Source organism: Paracoccus sp. MC1862, assembly GCF_016617715.1.
In the GTDB taxonomy this organism is placed as follows: domain Bacteria; phylum Pseudomonadota; class Alphaproteobacteria; order Rhodobacterales; family Rhodobacteraceae; genus Paracoccus.
On record NZ_CP067225.1, the window covers coordinates 2,499,774 to 2,521,893 of the forward strand.

General features: G+C 70.0%; 19 protein-coding genes. 17 read left to right on the forward strand and 2 right to left on the reverse strand.

Annotated elements, in window-relative coordinates; translation table 11 throughout:
- Positions 1–6: 6 nt before the first annotated feature.
- From JGR78_RS12355 to JGR78_RS12435, 17 genes are all read left to right on the forward strand, one after another.
- Positions 7–1,101, forward strand: a complete 1,095-nt coding sequence (locus JGR78_RS12355; RefSeq protein WP_182792721.1) for an ABC transporter ATP-binding protein — start codon at positions 7–9, stop codon at positions 1,099–1,101.
- Entirely contained in the window at positions 1,101–2,177 is a 1,077-nt protein-coding gene (locus JGR78_RS12360) for an MBL fold metallo-hydrolase (protein ID WP_182792720.1), read from the forward strand. Before JGR78_RS12355 ends, JGR78_RS12360 begins: the two co-directional genes overlap by 1 nt.
- Positions 2,171–2,710, forward strand: coding sequence for a histidine phosphatase family protein (locus tag JGR78_RS12365; protein WP_182792719.1), 540 nt, complete (start codon positions 2,171–2,173; stop codon positions 2,708–2,710). The genes JGR78_RS12360 and JGR78_RS12365 overlap by 7 nt, the downstream gene beginning before the upstream one ends.
- Before the next feature lie 33 nt (positions 2,711–2,743).
- Positions 2,744–3,724 (forward strand): ABC transporter substrate-binding protein, encoded by a 981-nt coding sequence (locus JGR78_RS12370; protein ID WP_200559320.1) that lies wholly within the window; start codon positions 2,744–2,746, stop codon positions 3,722–3,724.
- A 43-nt stretch (positions 3,725–3,767) separates the two neighbouring features.
- Positions 3,768–5,459: an iron ABC transporter permease gene (locus tag JGR78_RS12375; protein ID WP_182804756.1), complete on the forward strand. Its 1,692-nt coding sequence runs from the start codon at positions 3,768–3,770 to the stop codon at positions 5,457–5,459.
- A gap of 184 nt (positions 5,460–5,643) precedes the next feature.
- Positions 5,644–6,627 carry an ABC transporter ATP-binding protein gene (locus JGR78_RS12380; protein ID WP_182804754.1) on the forward strand — a complete coding sequence of 328 codons (984 nt, stop codon included), beginning with the start codon at positions 5,644–5,646 and terminating at the stop codon, positions 6,625–6,627.
- Positions 6,624–7,721: an ABC transporter ATP-binding protein gene (locus tag JGR78_RS12385; protein ID WP_182804751.1), complete on the forward strand. Its 1,098-nt coding sequence runs from the start codon at positions 6,624–6,626 to the stop codon at positions 7,719–7,721. The genes JGR78_RS12380 and JGR78_RS12385 overlap by 4 nt, the downstream gene beginning before the upstream one ends.
- Before the next feature lie 4 nt (positions 7,722–7,725).
- Positions 7,726–9,231 (forward strand): ABC transporter substrate-binding protein, encoded by a 1,506-nt coding sequence (locus JGR78_RS12390; RefSeq protein ID WP_182804748.1) that lies wholly within the window; start codon positions 7,726–7,728, stop codon positions 9,229–9,231.
- A 69-nt stretch (positions 9,232–9,300) separates the two neighbouring features.
- Complete coding sequence (locus JGR78_RS12395; protein ID WP_182804746.1) at positions 9,301–10,245, forward strand: ABC transporter permease; 945 nt, start codon at positions 9,301–9,303, stop codon at positions 10,243–10,245.
- Positions 10,245–11,123 carry an ABC transporter permease gene (locus JGR78_RS12400; protein ID WP_182804744.1) on the forward strand — a complete coding sequence of 293 codons (879 nt, stop codon included), beginning with the start codon at positions 10,245–10,247 and terminating at the stop codon, positions 11,121–11,123. The genes JGR78_RS12395 and JGR78_RS12400 overlap by 1 nt, the downstream gene beginning before the upstream one ends.
- A 22-nt stretch (positions 11,124–11,145) precedes the next feature.
- Positions 11,146–12,933 carry a gamma-glutamyltransferase family protein gene (locus tag JGR78_RS12405; protein WP_182792712.1) on the forward strand — a complete coding sequence of 596 codons (1,788 nt, stop codon included), beginning with the start codon at positions 11,146–11,148 and terminating at the stop codon, positions 12,931–12,933.
- 39 nt (positions 12,934–12,972) lie between these two features.
- A complete protein-coding gene (locus JGR78_RS12410; RefSeq protein WP_182792711.1) occupies positions 12,973–13,803 on the forward strand; it encodes a sulfite exporter TauE/SafE family protein in 831 nt (276 codons plus the stop codon).
- Entirely contained in the window at positions 13,790–14,461 is a 672-nt protein-coding gene (locus JGR78_RS12415; RefSeq protein WP_182792710.1) for a FadR/GntR family transcriptional regulator, read from the forward strand. The genes JGR78_RS12410 and JGR78_RS12415 overlap by 14 nt, the downstream gene beginning before the upstream one ends.
- 87 nt (positions 14,462–14,548) lie before the next feature.
- The gene (locus tag JGR78_RS12420) at positions 14,549–15,610 is read left to right on the forward strand and encodes a DHH family phosphoesterase (RefSeq protein WP_200559322.1); all 1,062 of its coding nucleotides are present in this window, start codon (positions 14,549–14,551) and stop codon (positions 15,608–15,610) included.
- Positions 15,603–16,748, forward strand: a complete 1,146-nt coding sequence (gene uvsE / locus JGR78_RS12425; RefSeq protein WP_182804742.1) for a UV DNA damage repair endonuclease UvsE — start codon at positions 15,603–15,605, stop codon at positions 16,746–16,748. The genes JGR78_RS12420 and uvsE overlap by 8 nt, the downstream gene beginning before the upstream one ends.
- 440 nt (positions 16,749–17,188) lie before the next feature.
- Positions 17,189–18,481 carry an AAA family ATPase gene (locus JGR78_RS12430; protein WP_182804740.1) on the forward strand — a complete coding sequence of 431 codons (1,293 nt, stop codon included), beginning with the start codon at positions 17,189–17,191 and terminating at the stop codon, positions 18,479–18,481.
- On the forward strand, positions 18,481–18,984 hold the full coding sequence (locus JGR78_RS12435) for a tetratricopeptide repeat protein (protein WP_182804737.1): 504 nt from the start codon (positions 18,481–18,483) through the stop codon (positions 18,982–18,984). Before JGR78_RS12430 ends, JGR78_RS12435 begins: the two co-directional genes overlap by 1 nt.
- Positions 18,985–19,014: 30 nt before the next feature.
- Here JGR78_RS12435 and JGR78_RS12440 read toward each other — a convergent pair whose 3' ends face one another.
- Together JGR78_RS12440 and JGR78_RS12445 are read right to left on the reverse strand one after the other, a co-directional pair.
- Positions 19,015–20,088 carry a TAXI family TRAP transporter solute-binding subunit gene (locus JGR78_RS12440; RefSeq protein ID WP_234450741.1) on the reverse strand — a complete coding sequence of 358 codons (1,074 nt, stop codon included), beginning with the start codon at positions 20,086–20,088 and terminating at the stop codon, positions 19,015–19,017.
- A 40-nt stretch (positions 20,089–20,128) separates the two neighbouring features.
- Positions 20,129–21,988, reverse strand: a complete 1,860-nt coding sequence (locus JGR78_RS12445) for a hypothetical protein (protein WP_182804735.1) — start codon at positions 21,986–21,988, stop codon at positions 20,129–20,131.
- Positions 21,989–22,120 lie beyond the last annotated feature (132 nt).

Genomic DNA, 22,120 nt, shown 5'->3' on the forward strand with positions numbered 1-22,120 from the left:
GGCCGAATGACCGAAATCCGCTTTCAGGACCTTTCCCGCCGCTTCGGCGGCACCCGCGCCGTGGACGGCCTGTCGGCGTGCCTGCCCGAAGGCAGCTTCACCGCCCTGCTCGGGCCCTCGGGTTGCGGGAAATCCACGCTTCTGCGGCTGATCGCGGGGCTGGAACGCCCCGATGCCGGCAGCCTCTGGCTGGGCGGGGAGCTGACCGCCGGGCCGGGGCGCTTTGTCGAACCCGAGGCGCGGGGGCTGGGCATGGTCTTCCAGTCCTATGCGCTGTGGCCGCACATGACCGTCGCCGGCAACATCGGCTTCGGCCTCAACCGCCTGCCCCGGCCCGAACGGGACGCCCGCATCCGCGAGGCGCTGGCCACCACCGGCCTGCAGGGCCTGGACGGGCGAAAGCCGCACGAGTTGTCAGGCGGGCAGCGCCAGCGGGTGGCGCTGGCTCGCAGCCTTGCCGCGCGGCCGCGCATCCTGCTGCTGGACGAATCGCTGGCGAACCTTGACGCGCACCTGCGCCAGTCCATGCTGGCCGAGTTCCGCCGCATCCATGCCGCGACCGGCTGCACCATGGTCTTCGTCACCCATGACCAGAACGAGGCCATGGCCGTCGCAAGCCTCGTGGGCGTGATGCAGGCCGGCCGGCTGGAACAACTGGGCAGCCCGCAGGAGCTTTACGACCGTCCCCGCAGCGAGATGGTCGCGCGCTTCATCGGCTACGGCCGCACCCTGCCGGTGACGGTGACCGCCAGCGCCGCCAGCCGGTGCGAGGTCGCGATCGGCCCGCACCGGATCACCCTGCCGGGGCAGGCGCCGCCAGGGCCGGCGTGGCTCTGCCTGCACGCCCGCGACCTTGCGGTGGCGCCGGGCGGCCTGCCGGCGCGGATCGCCGCCACCCGCTTCGAGGACGGCTTCTTCGTGGCAGATGTGCTGCTGGACGACCTGCCCGAGGCCGAACACCTGTCCCTGCGGCTGGACCGGCGGGCAGAGACCGGCGAGCGGATCGGCCTTGCCATTCACGGCGGCTGGGTCCTGCCGCGCCACTCGGGCGAGCACGCCATGTCCCTGCCCGCCCCCGTCCCGGCCACCGAACCTGCCTGATGTCCGAGCTTCGTGCCCTGGGCGGCTTCGACGCGAAGGGACCGGCCTGCTTCCTGCTGGACATCGGCGGGCGCCGGTTGCTGCTGGATTTGGGCCGGGGACCTGACGCGGGCCGGTGCCCCGATCTGGACGGCGTGGGTCCGGTCGATGCAGTTCTGATCTCGCACGGACATGGCGATCACACCGGCGCGTTGGGGATGGCCGAGCGGCTGGGCTGCCCGCCAATCCATGCCACCGCGCCGGTGCGGGCGCTGGCACCGGACCCGCACCTGCAAGATGCCCGCGACCTTCCCCGCGACGGCATGGTGGCCGGGGTGCGGGTGGAAAGCGGGCGCGCGGGCCATGCGCCTGGCGCGGTCTGGATACGGATCGGCGGAACAGAGGGGATGCTGTATTCCGGCGATTTCGCCGCCCCGTCGCGGCTGTTCCCGGCTGATCCGATGCCACTCGCGACAGTGGCGGTGCTTGACTGTTCCTATGGCCTGCGGGCCGAGACGCTGGATGCGCAGCTCCCGGCGCTGCTGGACGTCATCGGACGCGGCCCCTGCCTGCTGCCCGCCCCAGCCGACGGGCGGGGGCCGGAACTGGCGCTTGCCTGCCTTGAGGCGGGCCTGACGGTCCGATTTTGCGACCAGACGTGCCGAACGGCTCAGACGCTGCAAGGGTTTGGGGATTGGCTCGGCCCCTCGGGCGCAAAGGCGCTCGAACGATTGCTGCACCACGGCCTTCCCCTTGATCCGCAGGGTCCGCTGGACGGCATCATGATCGCGGCGGGACCGAACTGCGGCAGCGGCGCGGCGCGAATACTGGGGCCGCGCGCGATCGCAGCGGGGGTGCCGGTGATCTTCACGGGGCATCTGGCGCAGGGCTCGCCCGCCGAGGGCTGGGTGGCGGATGGCTGCGCCCGACGGATGGGCTGGAACGTGCATCCCGACCGCGCGACGCTTTCCGCCGCGCTGGCGCAGGTCCGTCCCGCCCAGGCGCTTGCGGCTTTCGCGCTGCCCGAAAGCCGCCATGCGGTCGCGGCCGCCTTTCCCGGCATCCGCTGGACCGGCAACGGGCGCATCGCATGGTGATCCGCCCCGGCGAGTTCCTGTTCATGCGCCACGGCGAAACCGGGGCCAATGCCGCCGACGTGATCTGCGGCAGCACCGACCTGCCCCTGACGCCGCGCGGCCATGAACAGGCGCGGCAGGCGGCTGTGGCGCTGGCGGGATGCGGGATTGCCCGCATCATCACCTCGCCCCTGCTGCGCGCCTGCCAGACCGCCGAGGCCATGGCCGCGACCACCCGCGCCCCCGTGGTTGTGGCCGAAGGCCTTGCCGAACGGAACTGGGGCGAATGGGAGGGCCGGCCTCGCGCCATCCTGCGGCGCGACCAGACCCCGCCGGGCGGCGAATCGCCCGCCGGTTTCCGCGACCGCATCCGCGCGGCCCTTGCCGCCATCGACCCGGGCCAGCCAGTGCTGATCGTCGCCCATTCCGGCACCGACCGCGAAATCCATGCGGCCCTGACGACGGCCCCGCACCGGCGGATGGGCAACGGCGAAATCCGGCTCTGGACGCCGCCGCAATGGATCTGTCACGAATTCTTCAAACCCCGCGCCTAAAGAGGCGCCGCAAACCGGCCACAGGACCTGTCCATGACAAAGATGCATTTCGCCGCCCTCGGGCTGATCGCGCTTGGGGCGCCGGCCCTTGCCGCGCCCTCGGGCACGATCACCGTCTATACCTCGCAGCCGCAGGACCAGATGGCGATGGTCGTCGAGGCCTTCAACAAGGACTATCCCGACGTCGAGGTCGAGATCTTCCGCACCGGCACGACGGAACTCATGTCCAAGCTGCAGGCCGAGTTCACCGCCGGATCCACCCCCGCCGACGTGCTGCTGATCGCCGACGCCGTGGCGATGACGCAACTGAAGCAGGACGACCGCCTGCTGGCCCATCCCGAGGCGCCGATCGAGGGCATCCCGGAATCGGTCATCGACCCCGACCGGACCTTCTTCGGCACCAAGCTGATCACCACCGGCATCGTCTACAACACCGGCATGGTGCAGGCGCCGCCGCAGGGCTGGGACGACCTCAGGGCGCCGGACGTGGCGGGCTCGCTGATCATGCCCAGCCCGCTTTATTCCGGCGCCGCGACGATCCATGTCGGCACCATGGTCCAGCAGCCCGAGTTCGGCTGGGGCTATTACGAGGCGCTGGCCGACGCGGGCGCGGTCGCCGGACAGGGCAACGGCACCGTGATCGAGGCCGTCGCGCGGGGCGAGAAGTCCTACGGCATCATCATCGAATACATGGCGATGAATGCGAAGAAGGACGGCTCGCCGGTCGATTTCGTCTGGCCGGATCAGGGCGTCAGCTCGATCACCCAGCCGGTCGCGATCCTGAAGGACAGTGACAATGTCGAGGCCGCCAGGGCTTTCGTGGACTGGCAATTGTCGCGTGCCGCGCAGGAACAGTCGGTCACGCAGGGCTATTTCCCGATCATCGCAGGCGTCGCCCCGCCCGAGGGTTATCCCGACCCTGCCACGCTGAACATCCTTCCGCTGGATGCGGCGGCGCTGATGGCCGACGACCAGGCCAACAAGGAACAGTTCGCTGAGCTTTTCGGCGGCTGACATCCGCAGCCTGCACAGGCGCCGGGCCCGCGGTCTGTGGATCGTGGCCCTTGTCGCCTGCTTCGTCCTTGTCACCGGGCTGTGGCCGCTGATCCGGCTGTTCGCACTGGCCCTGGGTCCGGGTGAAACCGGCGAACCCCTCGGGCTGCTGCGCGAAACCCTGTCGGGCCGCGCCTTCGGGCGGGCGCTGGGGAACACGCTGGCCTCGTCGGGCGGATCGGTGGTGATCTCGGCGGCCCTGGGCACGGCGCTGGCGCTGGCGACGGGGCTGCTGCGCCTGCCGGGGCAGGCGCTGCTCGGCTTCCTTGCGCTGTCGCCGCTGCTGATCCCGTCGCAGATCATGGCGCTGGCCTGGATCGAGCTGATGGGCAGCGGCTCGGCCGTCCTGGGCGCGCTGGGGCTGGCGCCGGCGCCCGGATCGCGCAATCCGCTTTATTCCGGCGCGGGCGTGGCCTGGCTGATGGGGATCGAGCATATGCCGCTGGTCTTCATCGCCGTCCGCGCAAGGCTCGCGGGCCTGCCGCTGGATCTGATCGAGGCCGCGCGGATCGGCGGCGCGGGACCCGCCCGCATCCTGCGCCGGATCGTGCTGCCCTTGACGCTGCCTTCGGTCGCCGCCGGGTCGGTGCTGGCCTTTGCCGCCGCCGTGGGCAATTTCGGCGTGCCGGCGCTGCTGGGGATACCGGGGCGGTTCCCGGTGCTGACGACGCTGATCTACCAGCGGCTGAACGGCTTCGGCCCCGGCGTGATCGGCTCGGTCGCGGCCATGGCGCTGGTGCTGGTGGCGCTGGCGGCGGCGGCGCTGATCCTGCGGCAACTGGTGCTGCGCTGGACGGCAGTGCCGGTTCCCGCCGGGCGCAGCTTCACCGGCTTCGAACGGGGCCGCTGGCACTGGCCGCTGACGGCGGCGGTCTGGGCGGTGCTGGTGGCGCTGTCGGTCCTGCCGATCGTCGCGCTGGCGACCACGGCGCTGGTGCCGGCGCTGGGCGTGCCCTTCGGCCTTGGCACCGCCACCCTGCGGAACTTCGAGGCGGTTCTTGCCAATCCCGCGATCCGGCGGGCCTTTGCCAATTCCTTCATGCTCGCAGGGGCCGCGGGCCTCGTCTCGGCCGTGGTCGCGCTGCCGATTGCCTGGCTGTCGCTGACCGCCCGCAACCCGCTGGCGCGGGTGCTGAGCTGGCTTGCGGAACCCGCCCATGTGGTGCCGGGCACGGTGCTGGCGCTGGCGATGATCCTTGCCTATCTGCGCCCGCTGCCGCTGCTGGGCGTTTCGATCTACAGCACCGGCGCGATATTGCTGATCGCCTATCTCGGCCGCTTCCTGCCCCTGGCGCTGCGCCCGGTCGAGGCCGCGCTTTCCGCCTCGGACCCCGCGCTGGACGAAGCCGCGCGCATCCATGGCGTCCCGCCCCTGCGCCGGATGCTGGGCATCGCGGTCCCGGCGGCGCTGCCCGCGATGGCGGCCGGGGCGCTGGTCATCTTCATGACGGCCATCAACGAACTGACGCTGTCGGCGCTGCTGTGGTCGGCGGGCAACGAGACCATCGGCGTGCAGATCTTTTCGCTGCAATACGAAGGCAACTCGACCGCGGCGGCGGCGCTGTCGGTCCTTGCGCTGGCCGCCGTGGCGATGCTGGTGATGGCCGCCGACCGCCTGGGCCGCAGGCTGCCGCCCGGCGCCCTGCCGTGGCGGGTGGCGCAGGACCAGCCGGGCCGAACCACGTCCCCTCGCTGAGGTTCCCTTGCCGTCTGCGGCCTGATCACGCTGCTGCCCGCATGGGCAGGGCGGCTGTCATGCTGCACTGCGGAATGAAATGACCGACCTGCACGGTTGACAGGCTCATGGGCGGGCTGAATAACTGAACCACTTTCAACATGGTTCGGATATTGGTTTGCCCCCATCCCTTGAAGCGAAACAGGTGAACCGCGCGCCCCTGCTGAAGGTGCAGGACCTTCGCGTGGATTTCGGCACCGGAACCGAGGTCATCGCCGGCGTCGATCTTGCCGTCGCGCCGGGCGAGACGCTGGCCATCGTCGGCGAATCCGGCAGCGGGAAAAGCGTGACCTCGCTGGCCATCATGGGCCTGCTTTCGGCCAGGGGCCTGAAGATCGAGGGCCGGGCCGAGTTCGACGGCCATGCGCTGGACCTGTCGCAACCGAAAAGCCTGGCCGGCATGCGCGGCGACCGGATGGCGATGATCTTCCAGGAACCGATGACCTCGCTGAATCCGGTCTTCCGCATCGGCGACCAGATCGCGGAAGCCGTGCTGTGCCACCGCGACGTATCCGAGGCCCAAGCCGAAACGCGGGCGCTGGACATCATGCGCAAGGTGGGCATCTCGGCCCCCGAACGCCGCATGCGCCAGTATCCGCACGAACTGTCCGGCGGGATGCGCCAACGAGTGATGATCGCCATGGCGCTGGTGAATGAACCGGCGCTGCTGATCGCGGACGAACCGACGACCGCGCTGGACGTGACCATCCAGGCGCAGATCCTGGACCTGATCTCGCGGCTGCAGCGGGACCGGGGGATGGCGGTGGTGTTCATCACCCATGACCTGGGCGTCGTGGCGCAGGTCGCCCACCGGGTCGCCGTCATGTATGCGGGGCGGATCGCGGAAACCGGCACGGTCGAGCAGGTCTTCAACGATCCCCAGCATCCCTATACCATCGGGCTTCTCGGCTCGATCCCCTCGCTGACCGGGCCGCGCAGGCGGCTGGCCACTGTGCCGGGCACGGTGCCCTCGCCCGCCGAGATGCCGCAAGGCTGCCGCTTTTCCACCCGATGCCCCTTTGCGCAGCCGAAATGCGCCGAACAGCCGCCACTGCGCGAGATCACGGCTGACCACCGCGCGGCCTGCCACTTCGCGCCGCTGGAACAAAGCTTCGGGGCCGCCGCATGAGCGACGTGATCCTTTCGGCCCGCGGCCTGACGCGGCATTTCCAAGGCACCGGGTCGCTGTTCCGCAAGCCGCCGCCGGTCCGCGCGGTGGACGGCGTCTCGCTGGACATCCACCGGGGCGAGACCTTCGCCATCGTCGGCGAATCCGGGTCCGGCAAGTCCACCCTCGCGCGCCTGCTGGCACGGCTGCTGGAACCGACGGCGGGCAGCGTCACCTTTGAGGGGCGCGAGATTGCGGGACTGTCGGGCAAGGCGCTGAAGGACCTGCGCCGCGATGTGCAGTTCATCTTCCAGGACCCCTTCTCGTCCCTGAACCCGCGCGCCAGCGTCGGCACCCTGATCGGCGAGCCGCTGGAAACCCATTTCCCGCAGATGACCGCGGCCCAGCGGCGCGAGCGGGTGGCGGAACTGCTGAAACAGGTCGGCCTGCGCCCCGAGCACATGGGCCGCTATCCGCACGAGTTTTCCGGCGGCCAGCGCCAGCGGATCGGGATCGCCCGCGCGCTTGCCTCGCGGCCCACGCTGGTGATCGGGGACGAGCCGGTCAGCGCGCTGGACGTGTCCGTGCAGGCGCAGGTGGTGAATCTGCTGGCCGACCTGCGCGAGGCCCTGGGACTGACGCTGATCGTCATCGCCCATGACCTGGCGGTGATCCGGCACATGTCGAACCGGGTGGCGGTGATGTATCTCGGCACGCTGGTCGAGGTGGGGGACACCGATGCGATGTTCTCGCAGCCGCGCCATCCCTATACCCGCGCGCTGCTGGCGGCGATCCCCGAACCCGTGCCGGGCCTGTCCCGCCCCGCAGAGGCGATCGGCGGCGAGATCCCTTCGCCCGCCGCGCCCCCGCCCGGCTGCCGCTTTCACACTCGCTGCCCCTATGTGCAGGACCGCTGCCGCCTCGATGTGCCGGAGCTGCTGGACGACACGGGCGACGGCCATCCCGTCGCCTGCCATTTCTGGCGCGAGATCGCGGCGGAAAACCCCTTCGCGCCGCCCGCCCCGCGTGACGAGGACGGCCCTGCCGCCGAACGCATCGCCCTTTACCGCCGTGCCGTGGCGCGGGCCGAGACTGCAACGACAACAGGGGAGTAAGAACATGACCACCAGAGTTTCGCTGATCGCGGCGCTTCTGCTGTCCACTACGGTCGCCGCCGGGGCGGCCGAACTGCGGATCGGGCTTGAGAACGACCCCGACGCGCTGGACCCCGACCGCTCGCGCCTGTTCGTGGGGCGGATCGTCTTCACCGCCATGTGCGACAAGCTGGTGGACGTGAACGAGAAGCTGGAGCTTGTCCCGCAGCTTGCCACCGCCTGGACGCAGGCCGAGGACGGGCGGTCGATCACCTTCACCCTGCGCGAAGGCGTCAGGTTCCACGACGGCACCGATTTCAACGCCGAGGCCGTCAAGGCCAATATCGAGCGGTCGAAGACCCTTGAGGACAGCGTCCGCAAGTCGGAACTCGCATCCGTCGAGTCGGTCGAGGTGATCTCGCCCACAGAGGTGCGGCTGAACCTTTCGGCGCCGGACGCGACCGTGATGGCGCAGCTTGCCGACCGCGCGGGGATGATGATGTCGCCCGCAGCCTTCGCGGATGGCAAGGACTTCGCCAGCGCCCCTGCCTGCGCCGGGCCATTCAGGTTCGTCAGCCGCGTGGCGCAGGACCGCATCACGCTGGAACGCTTCGCCGACTACTGGGATGCCGATGCGGTCAGACTGGACAGCGTGGTCTACCTGCCGATCCCGGATTCGACCGTGCGACTGGCGAACCTGCAGTCCGGGGACCTCGACATGATCAACCAGTTGGCCGCGACCGACATCCCGGCCGTGCAGGGCAACGGCAACCTGCGGGTGGAACAGGTCACGGGGCTGGGCTACCAGGGCATCTACTTCAACATCGCCAACGGCCCGCAGGCCCAGAACCCGCTGGGGCAGGACGCCCGCATCCGGCAGGCGCTGAACCTGTCGATCGACCGCAACGCAATCAGCCAGGTGGTCTTCCAGGGCGCCTTCCCGCCCGCGGGCCAGCCTTTCCCGCCGGACAGCCCTTATTACAACGAGGCCTTCGCCGCGCCCGAGCGTGACGTGGAACGGGCCAGGGCGCTGCTGGCCGAGGCCGGCGTGACCACGCCCCTGACGGTCGAGCTGCAGGTCGCGAACCGCCCCGAGAACCAGCAGATCGCCCAGATGATCCAGGCGATGGCGGCCGAAGCGGGCTTCAACATCAGCATCGTCGCCAAGGAATACGCCACGCTGGTCTCGGACGGGGCCGAAGGCAACTTCCAGTCCCATGCCAAGGGCTGGTCGGGCCGGATCGACCCGGACGGCAACCTGCACCAGTTCGTCACCACCGGCGCGGGCTTCAACGACGGGCATTATTCCAACGCGGAAGTGGACCGGCTGCTGAACGAGGCCCGCACCATCACCGACCCGGCGCAGCGCAAGGAACGCTATGACGCGGCGCAGGCGATCCTGCAGCAGGACCTGCCGGTGAGCTACCTCTACTACCAGGCGTGGCTTTATGGCGTGGATTCGGGCGTCGAGGGCTTCCGGCCCTATCCCGACGGCATGATCCGCCTGCAGAACGTGTCCGACGCGGACTGACCGCACCCGTGATCCGGGGCGCGGCCTTCGGGCCGCGTCCACCCCCCTGATTGCCGGAGCCTTCGGCCCATGCTCAACCTTTTCCTGCGGCGCGTGCTGACCGCCATCCCGACGATCCTGCTGATCTCGGTCTTCGTCTTCGCGCTGCAGAAACTGCTGCCGGGCGACCCGGTGCTGGCGATGGCGGGCGAAGAACGCGACCCCATCGCGCTGGCCGCCATTCGCGAGCAGTTGGGCCTGAACGACCCGCTGCCGGTGCAATATTTCAACTGGCTGACGGCGGCGCTGCAGGGCGACTTGGGAATGTCGCTCAGGACCGGCCAGCCGGTGACGGAACTGATCCTGCAGAAGCTGCCGGTGACACTGCAGCTTGGCGTGATGGCGATGCTGATCGCGCTGGTCATCGGCATCCCTGCGGGCATAGTCTCGGCCGTCCGCAAGGGCACGCTGACCGACTATGCCGCGAACATGGTGGCGCTGTCGGGCATGTCGGTGCCGAACTTCTGGCTGGGCATCCTGCTGATCATGCTGGTCTCGGTCCGCTGGCAGCTTCTGCCCGCCTCGGGCTATGTGCCGCCGACCGAGGATTTCCTGCAGTCCATGCGCACCATGATCATGCCTGCCTTCGTGCTTGGCACCGGGCTTGCGGGCGCGCTGATGCGGCACACCCGGTCGGCGATGCTGGGCGTGCTGAAACAGGACTATGTCCGCACCGCCCGCGCCAAGGGCGTGCCGGAACGCCGCGTGGTCATGCGCCACGCCTTCCGCAACGCGCTGACGCCCATCGTCACCCTGACCGCGCTGCTGTTCGGCGAACTGATCGCGGGCGCGGTGCTGACGGAACAGATCTTCACCATCCCCGGCTTCGGCAAGCTGGTGGTCGATGCCGTCTTCACCCGTGACTACGCCGTCGTGCAGGGCGTGGTGATGGTGACGGCGGTGGGCTTCATCCTGATGAACCTTGTGGCCGACATGCTGTATATCCTTCTGAACCCCCGCCTGAGGGCCGCGTGATGGCGGCCAAGGCCATCGCCGCACGCACCGTCGCGCCGGTCATCGACACCCCCGCCCGGCGCAGCTGGCGCAAGTTCCGCACCCATCGCAGCGCGATCCTGGGCGCGGTCATCGTGGGGGCGTTCCTGCTGATCGCGCTGCTGGCGCCGGTGCTGCCGATCCCCGACCCGGCCGCGACGGACTGGGCCGCCGTGCGGCAGGCGCCCAGCGCCGCCCATCCGCTGGGCACCGACGAGATCGGCCGCGACGTCCTGTCGCGCATGATCTGGGGGGCGCGGGCCTCGGTGCTGGCGGGCATCGTCTCGGTCGGCATCGCGATCCTTCTGGGCGTGCCGTTGGGCGTGCTGGCGGGCTATTTCGGCGGCTGGACCGACGCCATCATCTCGCGCTGCACCGAGGCGCTGCTGGCGGTGCCCTTCCTGATCCTCGCCATCGCGCTGGCCGCCTTCCTGGGGCCGAGCCTTACCAATGCGATGATCTCCATCGGGATTTCAGCCATGCCGATCTTCGTGCGCCTGACGCGGGGGCAGGTCATCAACATCCGGGCCGAGGATTACGTCAAGGGCGCCCATGCCATCGGGCTGTCCACGCGCCGCATCCTGACCCGCTATATCCTGCCCAATGCCATGCCCCCCATCCTCGTTCAGGCCACGCTGACGGTCGCCGCCGCGATCATCGCGGAAGCCTCGCTGTCCTTCCTTGGCCTCGGCCAGCAGCCGCCCGCGCCGTCGTGGGGGTCGATGCTGAACACGGCCAAGAACTTCATGGCGCAGGCGCCGTGGCTGGCGCTGTGGCCGGGCCTCGCGATCTTCCTGGTCGTGCTGGGCTTCAACCTTCTGGGCGACGGGTTGCGCGACGCGCTCGACCCCCGCGAATGACAAAGAACCAAAGGGACTGACAATGAGCGACTTCACCACCCGGCCCGAGATCCGGGGCACCTTCGGCACCGTGGCCTCGACCCACTGGATCGCCTCGGCCGCGGGCATGGGCGTCTTGGAACGCGGCGGCAACGCCATCGACGCGGCGGTGGCGACGGGGCTGGTGCTGCAGGTGGTCGAGCCGCATCTGAACGGCCCGGCGGGCGACCTGCCGGTGATCTGGCGCAAGGCTGACGGTGAGCCGCAGGTGATCTGCGCCCAGGGGCCCGCGCCCAAAGCCGCGACCATCGCGGCGATGCGCGAACTTGGCCTGACGCTGATCCCCGGGTCGGGGCTGCTGGCGACCGTCGTGCCGGGCGCCTTCGACGGCTGGATGAAGTTGCTGGCCGAGGGCGGCAGCCTGACCCTGCGCGAGGTGATGGAGCCCGCGATATTCTACGCCGGCGAGGGCCATCCGGTGCTGCCGCGCGTCGCCAACACCATCAAGGGCATCGACGCCTTTTTGCGTGACGAATGGCCCAGTTCCGCCGCCGTCTTCATGCCCGGCGGCGAGGCGCCCGAACCGGGCGGCATCTTCCGCAACCCTGACCTTGCCGCCACCTGGCAGCGCATCGTGGACGAGGCTGAGGCCGCATCCGACGACCGCCTGGGCCAGATCGAGGCCGCCCGCGCCATCTGGTCGGACGGCTTCGTGGCCGAGGCCATCGCCGGTTTCGTGGACACCGCCGAGGTCGCTGACGTGACCGGCCAGCGTCACCGCGCCCTGCTGGCGCGCGAGGACCTGTCGGGCTGGCGGGCGCGAACCGAGGAACCGCTGTCGCTCGATTACCACGGCTGGACCGTCTACAAGACCGGGCCATGGGGTCAGGGGCCGGTGCTGCTGCAGGCCTTGGCGATCCTGCGCGGCATCGACATCGCCGCGATGGACCCGGTCGGCGCCGAGTTCGTGCATACCGTCACCGAGGCGATGAAGCTCGCCTATGCCGACCGCGAGGCCTATTACGGCGACCCCGACTTCTCGGACATCCCGATGGACGTGCTGCTGTCCGAGGATTACGCCGCCGAACGCCGCAAGCTGATCGGCGCACAGGCCTCGACCGAGCAGCGCCCCGGACGGGTGCCGGGCCACGAGCATCTGGCCGAGGCCGCCATCGCCCGCGCCTTCCGCGACTTCGGCGTGGGCCGCGCCGTCAGCGTCGAGCCGACCATGGCGCATCTGACCGAGAAGCGCGGCGACACCGTGCACCTGGACGTGATCGACCGCTGGGGCAACATGGTCTCGGCCACGCCCTCGGGCGGGTGGCTGCAAAGCTCTCCGGTCATCCCCGGCCTTGGCTTCCCGCTGAACAGCCGTGCGCAGATGTTCTGGCTTGAGGAAGGCGTGCCCTCGGGCCTGCGCCCCGGCTCGCGGCCAAGGACGACCTTGACGCCGTCCATGGCGCGGAACGGCGACCGCTGGCTGGCCTTCGGCACGCCGGGGGGCGACCAGCAGGACCAGTGGCAGTTGATCTGGTTTTTGCGCTTCGTCCATCACGGCGGCAACCTGCAGGCCAACATGGACCGGCCGCTGTTCCATTCGCTGCATTTCCAGGGCTCGTTCTACCCGAGGAAGGCCGAACCCGCGCGGATGCTGATGGAGCCGGCCTTCGGCGAGGCGGTGATCGCGGACCTGCGCGGGCGGGGCCACATCATCGAGGTCACGGAACCCTGGGCCGTGGGCCGGCTGACCGCGGCCCTGCGCGAGCCGGACGGCCTCCTGCGCGCCGCCGCGACGCCGCGGCTGATGCAGGCCTATGCGGTGGGGCGCTGACATGACGCAGGCAACCGGAACGGCCCGGCGGAGGACGCGATGCTGGGCATGACGACCGAGGCGCTGGTCCAGTTGACCCTGATCGCCCTCGCCGCAGGGGCCTTTGGCGGCATCATCGCCGGGCTCCTGGGCGTGGGGGGCGGAATTGTGATCGTCCCGGCGCTGTATTTCGCGCTGTCGCTGACCGGGATGGACCCGGCGCTGACGATGCAGGTGGCGGTGGGCACGTCGCTCTCCACCATCGTCTTCACCTCGCTCTCCTCGGGGATCGGGCATCACAGGCGCGGGGCCATCGACACCGCGCTGCTGCGGCGCTGGGTGCCGTGGATCGTCCTGGGCGTGGTGCTGGGCTCGGTCGTCGGCGGCTATGTCTCGGGCTGGGTGCTGGTCGCGGTCTTCGCCACCATCGCGCTGTTCGTGGCCGGTGACATGATCCTGCGCAAGCCCTCGCAGGACGTCGAGCCGCGCAGCTTCCCCGCTGCCGCCTGGGCGGGCTTCGGCGTCTTCGCGGGCGCGGTCTCGGCCATGATGGGGATCGGGGGCGGGACCGTCTGCGTGCCACTGCTGAATTTCTTGGGCTATGACATCCGCCGCGCGGTCGGCACCTCGGCCGCCATCGGCTTCGTCATCGGCCTGCCCGGCGCCATCATCTACGCGCTGACCGGGCTGGGGCAGGACGGGCTGCCGCCGCTGTCCTTGGGCTACGTGAACCTGTATCTGGCCGCCGTCATCATCCCGCTGTCCACCTGGATGGCGGGCTATGGCGTGCGGCTGGCCCACAGCATCGACCGGCGCAAGCTGCGGATGGCCTTCGGGATCTTCCTGCTGCTGACCTCGATCAGGATGTGGATCGACCTTGCCGGCGCCTGAGGCAGAAACCCTCTCGCTCGAGGACAGACTGCGGGCCGAACTGCCCCGCATCGCCGACGAGGGCGGCCGCCTGCCGCCCGAACGCGAACTGGCCGCTCGCTTCGGCGTCGGCCGCACCCGGCTGCGGCGGGCGCTGGCGGTGCTGGAAGGCGACGGGTTGCTGTTCCGCCGCCACGGGCAGGGCACCTTCACCCTGCCGCCCCCGGTGCCCGGCGGCCTCGGGGCGCTGGTCCGCAGCGTCACCCCCGCCGACGTGATGGAGGTGCGGATGGAGGTGGAGCCCGCGCTGGCCGCCCTTGCCGCCGAGCGCGCCACCCCCGAGGACGCCCGCGCCCTGCGCGACCTGATGGCCAACACGCTGACCGCGCGGACGCCCGAGGGCTACGAGATCGCCGACGCGATCTTCCACTTCCGCATTGCCGAACTGGCGCGCAACCCGCTGTTCCTGCGCGTCTACGACCAGATCCGCAGCATCCGCGAGCAATCCGACTGGGCCGCCTGGCGGGGCGACCGGCTGGACGCCGCCCGCATCCGCGACCTCGGCCGTCAGCATGCGGCCCTGGCAGACCGCATCGCCGCCAATGACAGCACCGGCGCCGCCGCGGCGATGGAACGCCACCTTCTCAGCATCGAACACGGAATCCGGCGGAAAAGATGACCCGGCCCTGCGGCGGGCGGCAGGCCGCAACCGGGATCGCGCGCCTTTGCGCCATGAAACCAGCCGCGGCCTGCGCCGTTGAGGGTCATGCCCCGCTGCCGCCCCCAGAATCCTTCAGACGTCGGCCCGGCCTTCCGGGCGGCGCTCGACGGCTTCGACCCGGACCGGCCGGCGCTGATCCTCGGCCATTTCGACGCGGACGGGCTGGCGGCGACGGCGATCCTAGCCCGCGCGCTGGACCGCGCCGGCCGGCCCGCAGAGATCCGCATCACAGGCAAGGGCGAAAACCCCTGGTCGCTCGCCATGGGCCGGGAACTGCAGGCCCGCCAGCCCGGCGGATTGATCGCCACCGATCTCGGCATCCGCGAGGGCGACATCCTGCCGGGGGTGCCCACGGTGCTGGTCGATCACCACGTCCCCTCGGGCACGCCCGGCGGGGCGGTCGTGATCTCGGGGAACGGCTGGGTGCCCGAGCCGACCTCGGCGCTGCTGGCCTTCTGGTGCGCCGAAGGGCTGGGCCAGGCGGAGGGACTTTCGTGGCTGGCCGCCCTGGGGCTGATCGGCGACATGGCAACGGGCGATTTCCCCGAGCTTGCCGAGGCGCAGGCGCGATACGGCAAGACGGCGCTGCGGGAAGCGGTGGCGCTGGTCAACGCCCCGCGCCGGACCGCAGCGGCCGACGCAGGCCCGGCGCTTGAGCTTCTGCTGAAATGCGACGGACCCAAGGAACTTGTGAAGGGCGACCACCCCGAAACCGCCCTTCTGCGCGAAGCCCGCGCCGAAGTCGCGGCGGAACTCGACCGCGCCAGGCGGACAGCGCCGAAGGTCCGCGGCGACATCGCGCTGATCCGCTTTGCCTCGCCCTGCCAGGTCCATCCGCTGGTCGCGCAGGCCTGGCGCGGGCGGCTGAAGAACAAGATCGTGCTGGCCGCGAACACCGGCTACCGGCCGGGCTGGGTCCATTTCGCCGCGCGCACCGCGACCGGGACGGACCTCATCCGCTTTCTGGCCGACCACCGGCCGCCCGGCGCGGGCACGGAATACGGCAGCGGCCATGTCCAGGCCACCGGCGGCGCCCTGCGCCCGGCCGACTGGAACGACTTCGCCGCCCGGATCGGCTTTCCCGAGGAACAGGTGCCCGATGCATGAACGACCCCTGCGGATGGGCTTTCCCGTCAAGGTGATGGGACAGCCCGGCCTGAAAAGCAACGATACCCGGCGCTGGCAGCAGAACCCGCACCTCAAGACCTCGCTGGAATACGTGGACGCGATCCTCGACTACCTGGCCCGCACGGGCATCGGGATGTACCGCCTGTCCTCGGACCTCGCGCCCTATGCGACCCACCCGGACATGCCGCAGTTCCACGGCATGGTGGCCGAAAGCGATGCAGAACTTGCGGCGCTGGGGCGCAAGGCGCGCGAGCTGGACATCCGGCTGTCCTTTCACCCCTCGCAGTTCGTGCTGCTGAACAGCCCCGACCCGGCGCTGACGGCGAAAAGCATCTGGGACCTGTCCTCGCAGGCCGAGATGCTGGACCGGATGGGCATGGGACCGGAAGCAGTGCTGGTGACCCATGTCGGCGGCGTTTACGACAACCGCGAGGAAAGCCGCGCCCGCTGGATCGAGGGCTATAACCAATGCCCCGACCATGTCCGCCGCCGCCTCGTGCTGGAAAACGACGACATCCGCTTTTCTGCCTCTGACGTGCTATGGATTCACGACCGCTGCGGCGTGCCGCTGATCTTCGACTACCAGCATCACTGGTGCCTGAACCCCGAGGGGCTGGCGCTGCGGACCGCGCTGGAACGGTTCATCGGCTCGTGGCCCGAAGGCGTGCGGCCGAAGATCCATTTCTCCTCGCCCCGGACCGAGATGCGCGAGATCAAGCGCAAGGTCACGGACAAGGAACGCGAGGCGGCCAGAACTGCCGGCCCGCCCAAAGGCGCGCTGACGAAGGGGGTGGTCAAGGCCACGTCCCGCGTCAAGACGGTGCTGCTGCCGCCGGTGTGGACCGGGCACGCGGATTTCACCAATCCCTTCGAGTTCGCGACCTTCATGCGCGACGCGGCAGGGCTGGAATTCGACGTGATGCTTGAAGCCAAGACCAAGGACCTGTCGCTCTTGCGGCTGCGGTCGGACCTGCTGCGCTATGCCCCTGATGTCGCAGCCCGCTTCGGCCCCGGTGACGCGGCCCGTCTGGCAGAGGCCGAACGGATGCTCGGTGCCGGGATGGAGGCCGGTGCCGACATCGACGAGGGCGAACCGGCTGCCCTTTCCGAGGGGTGAACTTCCGCCTCGGCCGGCAACAGGGCGGAGGTATGGCGTCCGGCTGGCGGCCTGCCTGCCTGCCTGCGGACCGGCATCATGCGCGGCGGGCTTCACCAGCCAGAAGCGCTTCCGCCTGATCGGACCCGCTGCAGGTTCAGTGCCGGCAGCCAAGCCGAGATGCTGCAAGCACGGGCAGCAAAGGGGCGTCGGGCAGGACAAGGGCTGCGGCTCACCGGCCACCACCAGCGTCGTCGGGTCCGGGGTGGCCGGGGGGGCCTGCCCTACTGCAGTTGGCAATCCGGCATGCAAGGCCGCCTCCCTTGCGCGCCTGCGGCCAAGCGGGCAACATCCTGCGCGTCATGTCCTTGGCCTGTCTCGATCATTTCGGTCTCCGCCGGGCGCCTTTCGACAACGCGCCTGACCCGTCCCTGTTCCACGCGTCGCAGCCTCACCAACCCGTGCTCGACTGGATCGGGGAGGGGGTCGTCGCAGGCGCACCCGTTCTGTCGCTGACGGGCGTTGCCGGGACGGGCAAGACGGCGCTGCTGAAGCTGCTGGCTGATCGGCGCCACGGCAAGGGATGGATCACCGGGCTTGTCTCGGCTCTGCAGCCCCGGCCCGGCAGCCTTTTCGGTCAGGTGCGCGATGCCTTCGGCCTGCCTGAACAAAGCGACGGTCCCAACCTTTCGGATCAGGTCCGCCGCTTTGCCGAGGCGAACCGGGCAAAGGGCCATTCCACCCTGCTGATGGTGGACGACGCGCAGACGCTGGAGGTCGAGGGCATCGCAGCCCTCGCATCGCTGGCGGCGGAGGGCGGCCTGACGCTGCTGCTCGCCGGCCGCCCGGAATTGCGGGGCCGACTAGTCGCGCCGAGGCTGCGCTTCGCGCGGGGCGTCCATGCGGTCCTGACCCCCTTGGGCGAGGGCGACACCGCCGGCTATGTCGCGCACCGGCTGGCGCAATCGGGCGCGACCGCGCCGATCTTCAACGCCGGCGCGATGCAGGTGCTGCATTTCTTCGGGCTGGGCCTGCCCCGGCTGATCAACGTCATGGCCGATCATTGCCTGAGAACCGCCGCATCGGCAGGGTTGTCCCGGATCGACGGCGCATGGGCGGGCGCAGTGCTGGACGAGGCAAGCACCACCGGCGTGCTGAGCCGTCTGGCCGAGCAGGCGGCGACGGGATCGCGCCAAGCCCCCGATGTTCCCCTTGCCGGCACCCCCGAGGGCCAGCTTGCAACCATAGCGCCGCACCCCCCGGCATCGGACAGCGCGGGCACTACGGACCATGCCGCGCCGCCGGCCCTGATGCCTGATCCTTTTCCGGCATCGGCCACGCGGCCCGACTTGCCAAAGACCCGGCAGGCGCTCTCCGAAGGCGGTGCGTTGCGAGAGCCACCGCCGCGACGACCCGATGCCCTGCGCGCCTGCCCCGTCACGATCCTGCGCCGGCCCCTGCCCTTTATCCTGCGGTCGATCCGGCCCTGTTTTCCCCCTTCCGCGAACCCGGCAGGCGTCAAGGCTCGTGGCTGGGGGCAGCGGCGGTTATCGCCAGCGGCGCGGCATTGGTCTGGCTTCAATGGGGGCAAGCGCCCGCGCCGGCTGCCATGCGCCCGGCCCCGCCCGCGGCCGGTGCCGCCATGGAACAGGCGGCAGCCGCAGCGGGGCAGCCCGCACCCTTTGCCCTGCAGCCGGCCTTTTCGGTTCCCCATCCGGTCGCCATCACACCGGAACTGGCCATTCCGGCCCTGATGACACAGGCGCTGGACCTCGAAAGCCGCGATCCCGGCCGGGCGGCCATCTCCTATGCCCGCGCGGCCCTTCGCGGAAGCGCCCGCGCGGCCTATTACCTCGGACAGCTTCATGAAACCGGCAGCGGAGTCGCACCGAACCCGGACATGGCGCGGCTGTGGTATGCCGCGGCCGCCGATCTGCCAAGGGCGCAACAACGATTACAGGCCCTGGCGACCGCCGATGCGCCGGGCATCCCGGCACCGCCGGTCCCCGTCTTTCAGGCCCGGCCAGGCAACGGCGGCAGCGAGATGATCTGGCGCCTGCCCGAAGGCGCCGCGCCCGTCCGCTTCCGGGTCGAGATCTTCGGCCCGGTGGATCAGCCTCTGCCCGTTCAGGAAACAACGGTCCCGGGGCTGATCCTGCCTTTTCCGGTCAGCGCATGGCGCGTCACCGCACTCGGGGCGGATGGTTCGGAAAGCGTCCCTTCCGCCCTGGTCCGCATGATCCCCGCGGAAGAATAGCCGGCCTTCGGGATCGGCACGAACCCCGGATCAGCACCCCAGCGTGGCGCAGATATATTCGCGGTAGGCCCGGTTCGCGTCGCTTTCCGCGGGTTGCTCGGGCTCTTCTGCGGGCGCTGCGCTTGCGCTGGCAAGCGGGGCGGCGCATTGAAGCTGGTAGCCCTGCTGCAGCCCCTGATTGACGCAGTTGCCGATGTCCCAGCCGGGGGGGATGTCCTGCAGGTCGACGTTCCGCCACTTGGGATGGCCGCTTTCCTGCAGCTGCGGCAGCCGGGTCAGCATCAGGTGGGACAGGTCGGACACCGCCTTGCAGCTTTGCTGCTGGTAGCCGTTGCCCCGGGGATCATATTCAAAGGTCATCAGCAGCGCCTTGACGGCGATTCCTTCCACCGCCTCGGGCTGGAACGGATAGGTGTTCGCGGGAATGGTCGCCGTGTCGTAAACGCTGCCGAGCGTCTGGTCCGCGATCGGCACCAGTTGGAACCGTTCTCCGTCGATTTCGCCCTCGGCGAACAGGGCAGTGGGGGCGCCGGCGACATAGAAGAAGGCGTCGATCTCTCCGGCCTTGAGCGCGGGCAGCGCATCGGCGGGCGAGATCAGGCGCCGTTCGGCCGGCTGGGTGCCGGTCAGGTCCAGCACCAGCGAGGCGGTCAGAAAGGTGCCGCTGTTCTCGACCCCGATCGCCACCCGCTTGCCCGCCAGGTCGGCAAGACTGTCGATGTCCGATGTCGCCAGCAGATGCACCTCCTCGTCGTAAAGCGGGAAGGCGATGCGGACATTGTAGATCGCGCGGGCCACGTCGGGATCATTGGCGGAATAGGTCTTCAGATATTCCAGCACGTCGTTCTGCACGATGCCGAACTGGGTATTGCTGCGCTTTCGGACAGCCATGAAGTTTTCCAGCGAGCCTGCGGATTCGATCACGTTCAGCGTCTGGCCGCATTGCGCCATCAGCCCGGCGAGGTCGCGGCCGATCTGGATATAGGTGCCCGACGCCCCGCCGGTCATCACCGCCTTGCGGAATTCCTGCTGGGCGGCGGCGGGGCCTGTGGCCAGGGCCAGCACCGCGCCAAGGGCCATGCCGAGCCATCGGGTCTTGCTCATCTCGTCTTTCCTCCCCTTTCGGCTTTGCGGGCCGGTGGTGTCAGTTGCAGGCGCCAAGCTCGGCCACCAGCGCCAGCAGGGTCTGCCGGTTGATCTGCCCATAGGCGCCCCTCAGGGCCTCTGCCGCGCATTCCCCGCCGGTCAGACGCCGCTGCAACTCAGCGCGCTCGGGACCCGAGCCGAGCGCCGGGGCGCGCGACAAGGCGGCCTCGACCTCCTCTGCCGTCCAGCGCGCCGGCTGCGAGTCCGCCGCGGGAACGGACAGGGCCGTGTCCTCGGCGGGCGCCGCCGCCATCTCACCGGGGGCCGCAGTATCCTCGGCAAGCGCGGGCGCTGTTTCCTGCACTTCGGCAGAGAGCCGGGCGACCTCCTGTTCCATGGCCTCGCGCGTGGCGGATGCCTGTTCAAGCCGGGCGGTCACTTCGGCCAAGGCCGCCTCGGCACTGGCGCGGCGGTCCTCGGCCGCGGCGAAGGCCTGATCGGCCTCGTCCCGGCGGCGCTCGGCTTCCATCGCGGCGGCGGTCGCGGCCGTCTGCCGCGTCGTCGCCTCCTCCAGCCCCTGCCGCAGCTCCGCCTCGCTCCCTTGCGTCCGGGCCAGCGCAGCCTCTGCCTCGGCCCGGCGGGTGCCCAGCGCGGCGATCTCTGCCTCTGCCGCCTCGCGTTGCGTGGTGAGATCAGTGATTTGCTGCTGCATCTGGGAAAGGGCAGCCTCTGCCGCGATCCGGCGGGTATCCAGAGTGGCGATCTCGCTTTCCGCCGTCTCGCGCTGTGTGGCCAGATCGGAAACCTGCTGCTGCACTTGGGAAAGCGCGGCTTCCGCCTCGGCCCGGCGGGCATCCAGCGCGGCAACTTCGTTCTCCGCCGCTACGCGCTGCGCAGCGAAATCAGCGGCCTGCTGCTGCACTTGGGAAAGGGCGGCCTCCGCCTCGGTCCGGCGGGCGTCGAGGGTGGCAATCCCGCTTTCCTCCGCATCGCGCTGAGCGGCGAAATCGGCGAGCTGCCGTTGCGCGGTGCCAAGGGCTTCCCCGGCATCGGCGACCTGCTGTTCCACGGCGGCACGCTGCTGGCCGAGTTCCGCCAGACGCGCCTCGGTCTCGGCCGTCTGTTGCTGCAGTTCGGCAAGGCGCGCTTCCGCCCCGGCCAAAGCCTCCGAGGATTCGCTTTCGAGGCCCTCGGCCTGCTGCCGCGCCGCAAGCTCCTGTTGCAGCGCGTTCAAGCGGGATGCCAGATCGGCGCGGGCCGTTTCCGCCTGTTGGCGGGCGGCCTCCGCTTCGGCAAGGCGCGCGCGCAGGTCGGCCAGATCCCGTTCCATCCCGGCCTGCGCATCGGCGCTGGCCGCTGCCTGCGCCGCGCGTTCCTCGGCGCTTGCCAGTTCGGCCTCGCGCCCTTGCAAGGCCGCTTCTGCCGCCGACAACCGTTCTTCCGCCGAAAGCGCGTCGCTTCGGGCAGCCTGCAACTGCGCGGTCAGTTCCCGGACCTGATCCTCGGCGACCTGCAGGGCCTCCGCATCCGCCGCCTCAGAGGTGGTCTGCCGGGCAGCCTGCAGTTCCGCGTCGCGTTCGGCCAGCAGGCGCTGGGCGGCAGCGGCCTTTTCCTCTGCCGCCTGCGCTCGGGCTTTCGCCGCTTCGAGTTCCTCGGTCTGTTCCGTCATCGGCGGGGTGGGCGCCCCGTCTTCGGGAAGCGCGGCATCCGAAGCCTGCCTGCCAGATGCAAGCTCGCTCCGCATGGCCTCGATCTGGCTTTGCAGGTCGGCGGCCTCATCCTCCATCAGGACGATGATCTCCCGCAGCGCGCTGGTCTTTCCCGGGTTCGGCAACTCGGCGGAAACGCTGTCGTCCTGGCCCAAGGCCATGCCCGCCATGATGGCCCAGAACCCACTTGCGGCAAGCAGCCTGATCACGTTCCACCCCACTTTCCGCCATCAAGCGCAATCATCGCCGAACCTGTCAAGCATCCGCGTTCCCCGCCGGGACGGTGGCGTCCTGCAAGATCAGGTCTCGCGATGCGCGGACATCCAAAGCCTGCGGGCAGG

Bases quoted from the DNA above. Each gene is read 5' to 3' on its own strand.
- uvsE (WP_182804742.1), top strand. From the start codon at position 15,603: ATGCATGAACGACCCCTGCGGATGGGCTTTCCCGTCAAGGTGATGGGA.
- JGR78_RS12440 (WP_234450741.1), bottom strand. From the start codon at position 20,088: ATGAGCAAGACCCGATGGCTCGGCATGGCCCTTGGCGCGGTGCTGGCC.
- JGR78_RS12395 (WP_182804746.1), top strand. From the start codon at position 9,301: ATGCTCAACCTTTTCCTGCGGCGCGTGCTGACCGCCATCCCGACGATC.
- JGR78_RS12435 (WP_182804737.1), top strand. From the start codon at position 18,481: ATGACACAGGCGCTGGACCTCGAAAGCCGCGATCCCGGCCGGGCGGCC.
- JGR78_RS12405 (WP_182792712.1), top strand. From the start codon at position 11,146: ATGAGCGACTTCACCACCCGGCCCGAGATCCGGGGCACCTTCGGCACC.
- JGR78_RS12400 (WP_182804744.1), top strand. From the start codon at position 10,245: ATGGCGGCCAAGGCCATCGCCGCACGCACCGTCGCGCCGGTCATCGAC.
- JGR78_RS12385 (WP_182804751.1), top strand. From the start codon at position 6,624: ATGAGCGACGTGATCCTTTCGGCCCGCGGCCTGACGCGGCATTTCCAA.
- JGR78_RS12390 (WP_182804748.1), top strand. From the start codon at position 7,726: ATGACCACCAGAGTTTCGCTGATCGCGGCGCTTCTGCTGTCCACTACG.
- JGR78_RS12410 (WP_182792711.1), top strand. From the start codon at position 12,973: ATGCTGGGCATGACGACCGAGGCGCTGGTCCAGTTGACCCTGATCGCC.
- JGR78_RS12370 (WP_200559320.1), top strand. From the start codon at position 2,744: ATGACAAAGATGCATTTCGCCGCCCTCGGGCTGATCGCGCTTGGGGCG.
- JGR78_RS12360 (WP_182792720.1), top strand. From the start codon at position 1,101: ATGTCCGAGCTTCGTGCCCTGGGCGGCTTCGACGCGAAGGGACCGGCC.
- JGR78_RS12365 (WP_182792719.1), top strand. From the start codon at position 2,171: ATGGTGATCCGCCCCGGCGAGTTCCTGTTCATGCGCCACGGCGAAACC.
- JGR78_RS12355 (WP_182792721.1), top strand. From the start codon at position 7: ATGACCGAAATCCGCTTTCAGGACCTTTCCCGCCGCTTCGGCGGCACC.
- JGR78_RS12420 (WP_200559322.1), top strand. From the start codon at position 14,549: ATGCCCCGCTGCCGCCCCCAGAATCCTTCAGACGTCGGCCCGGCCTTC.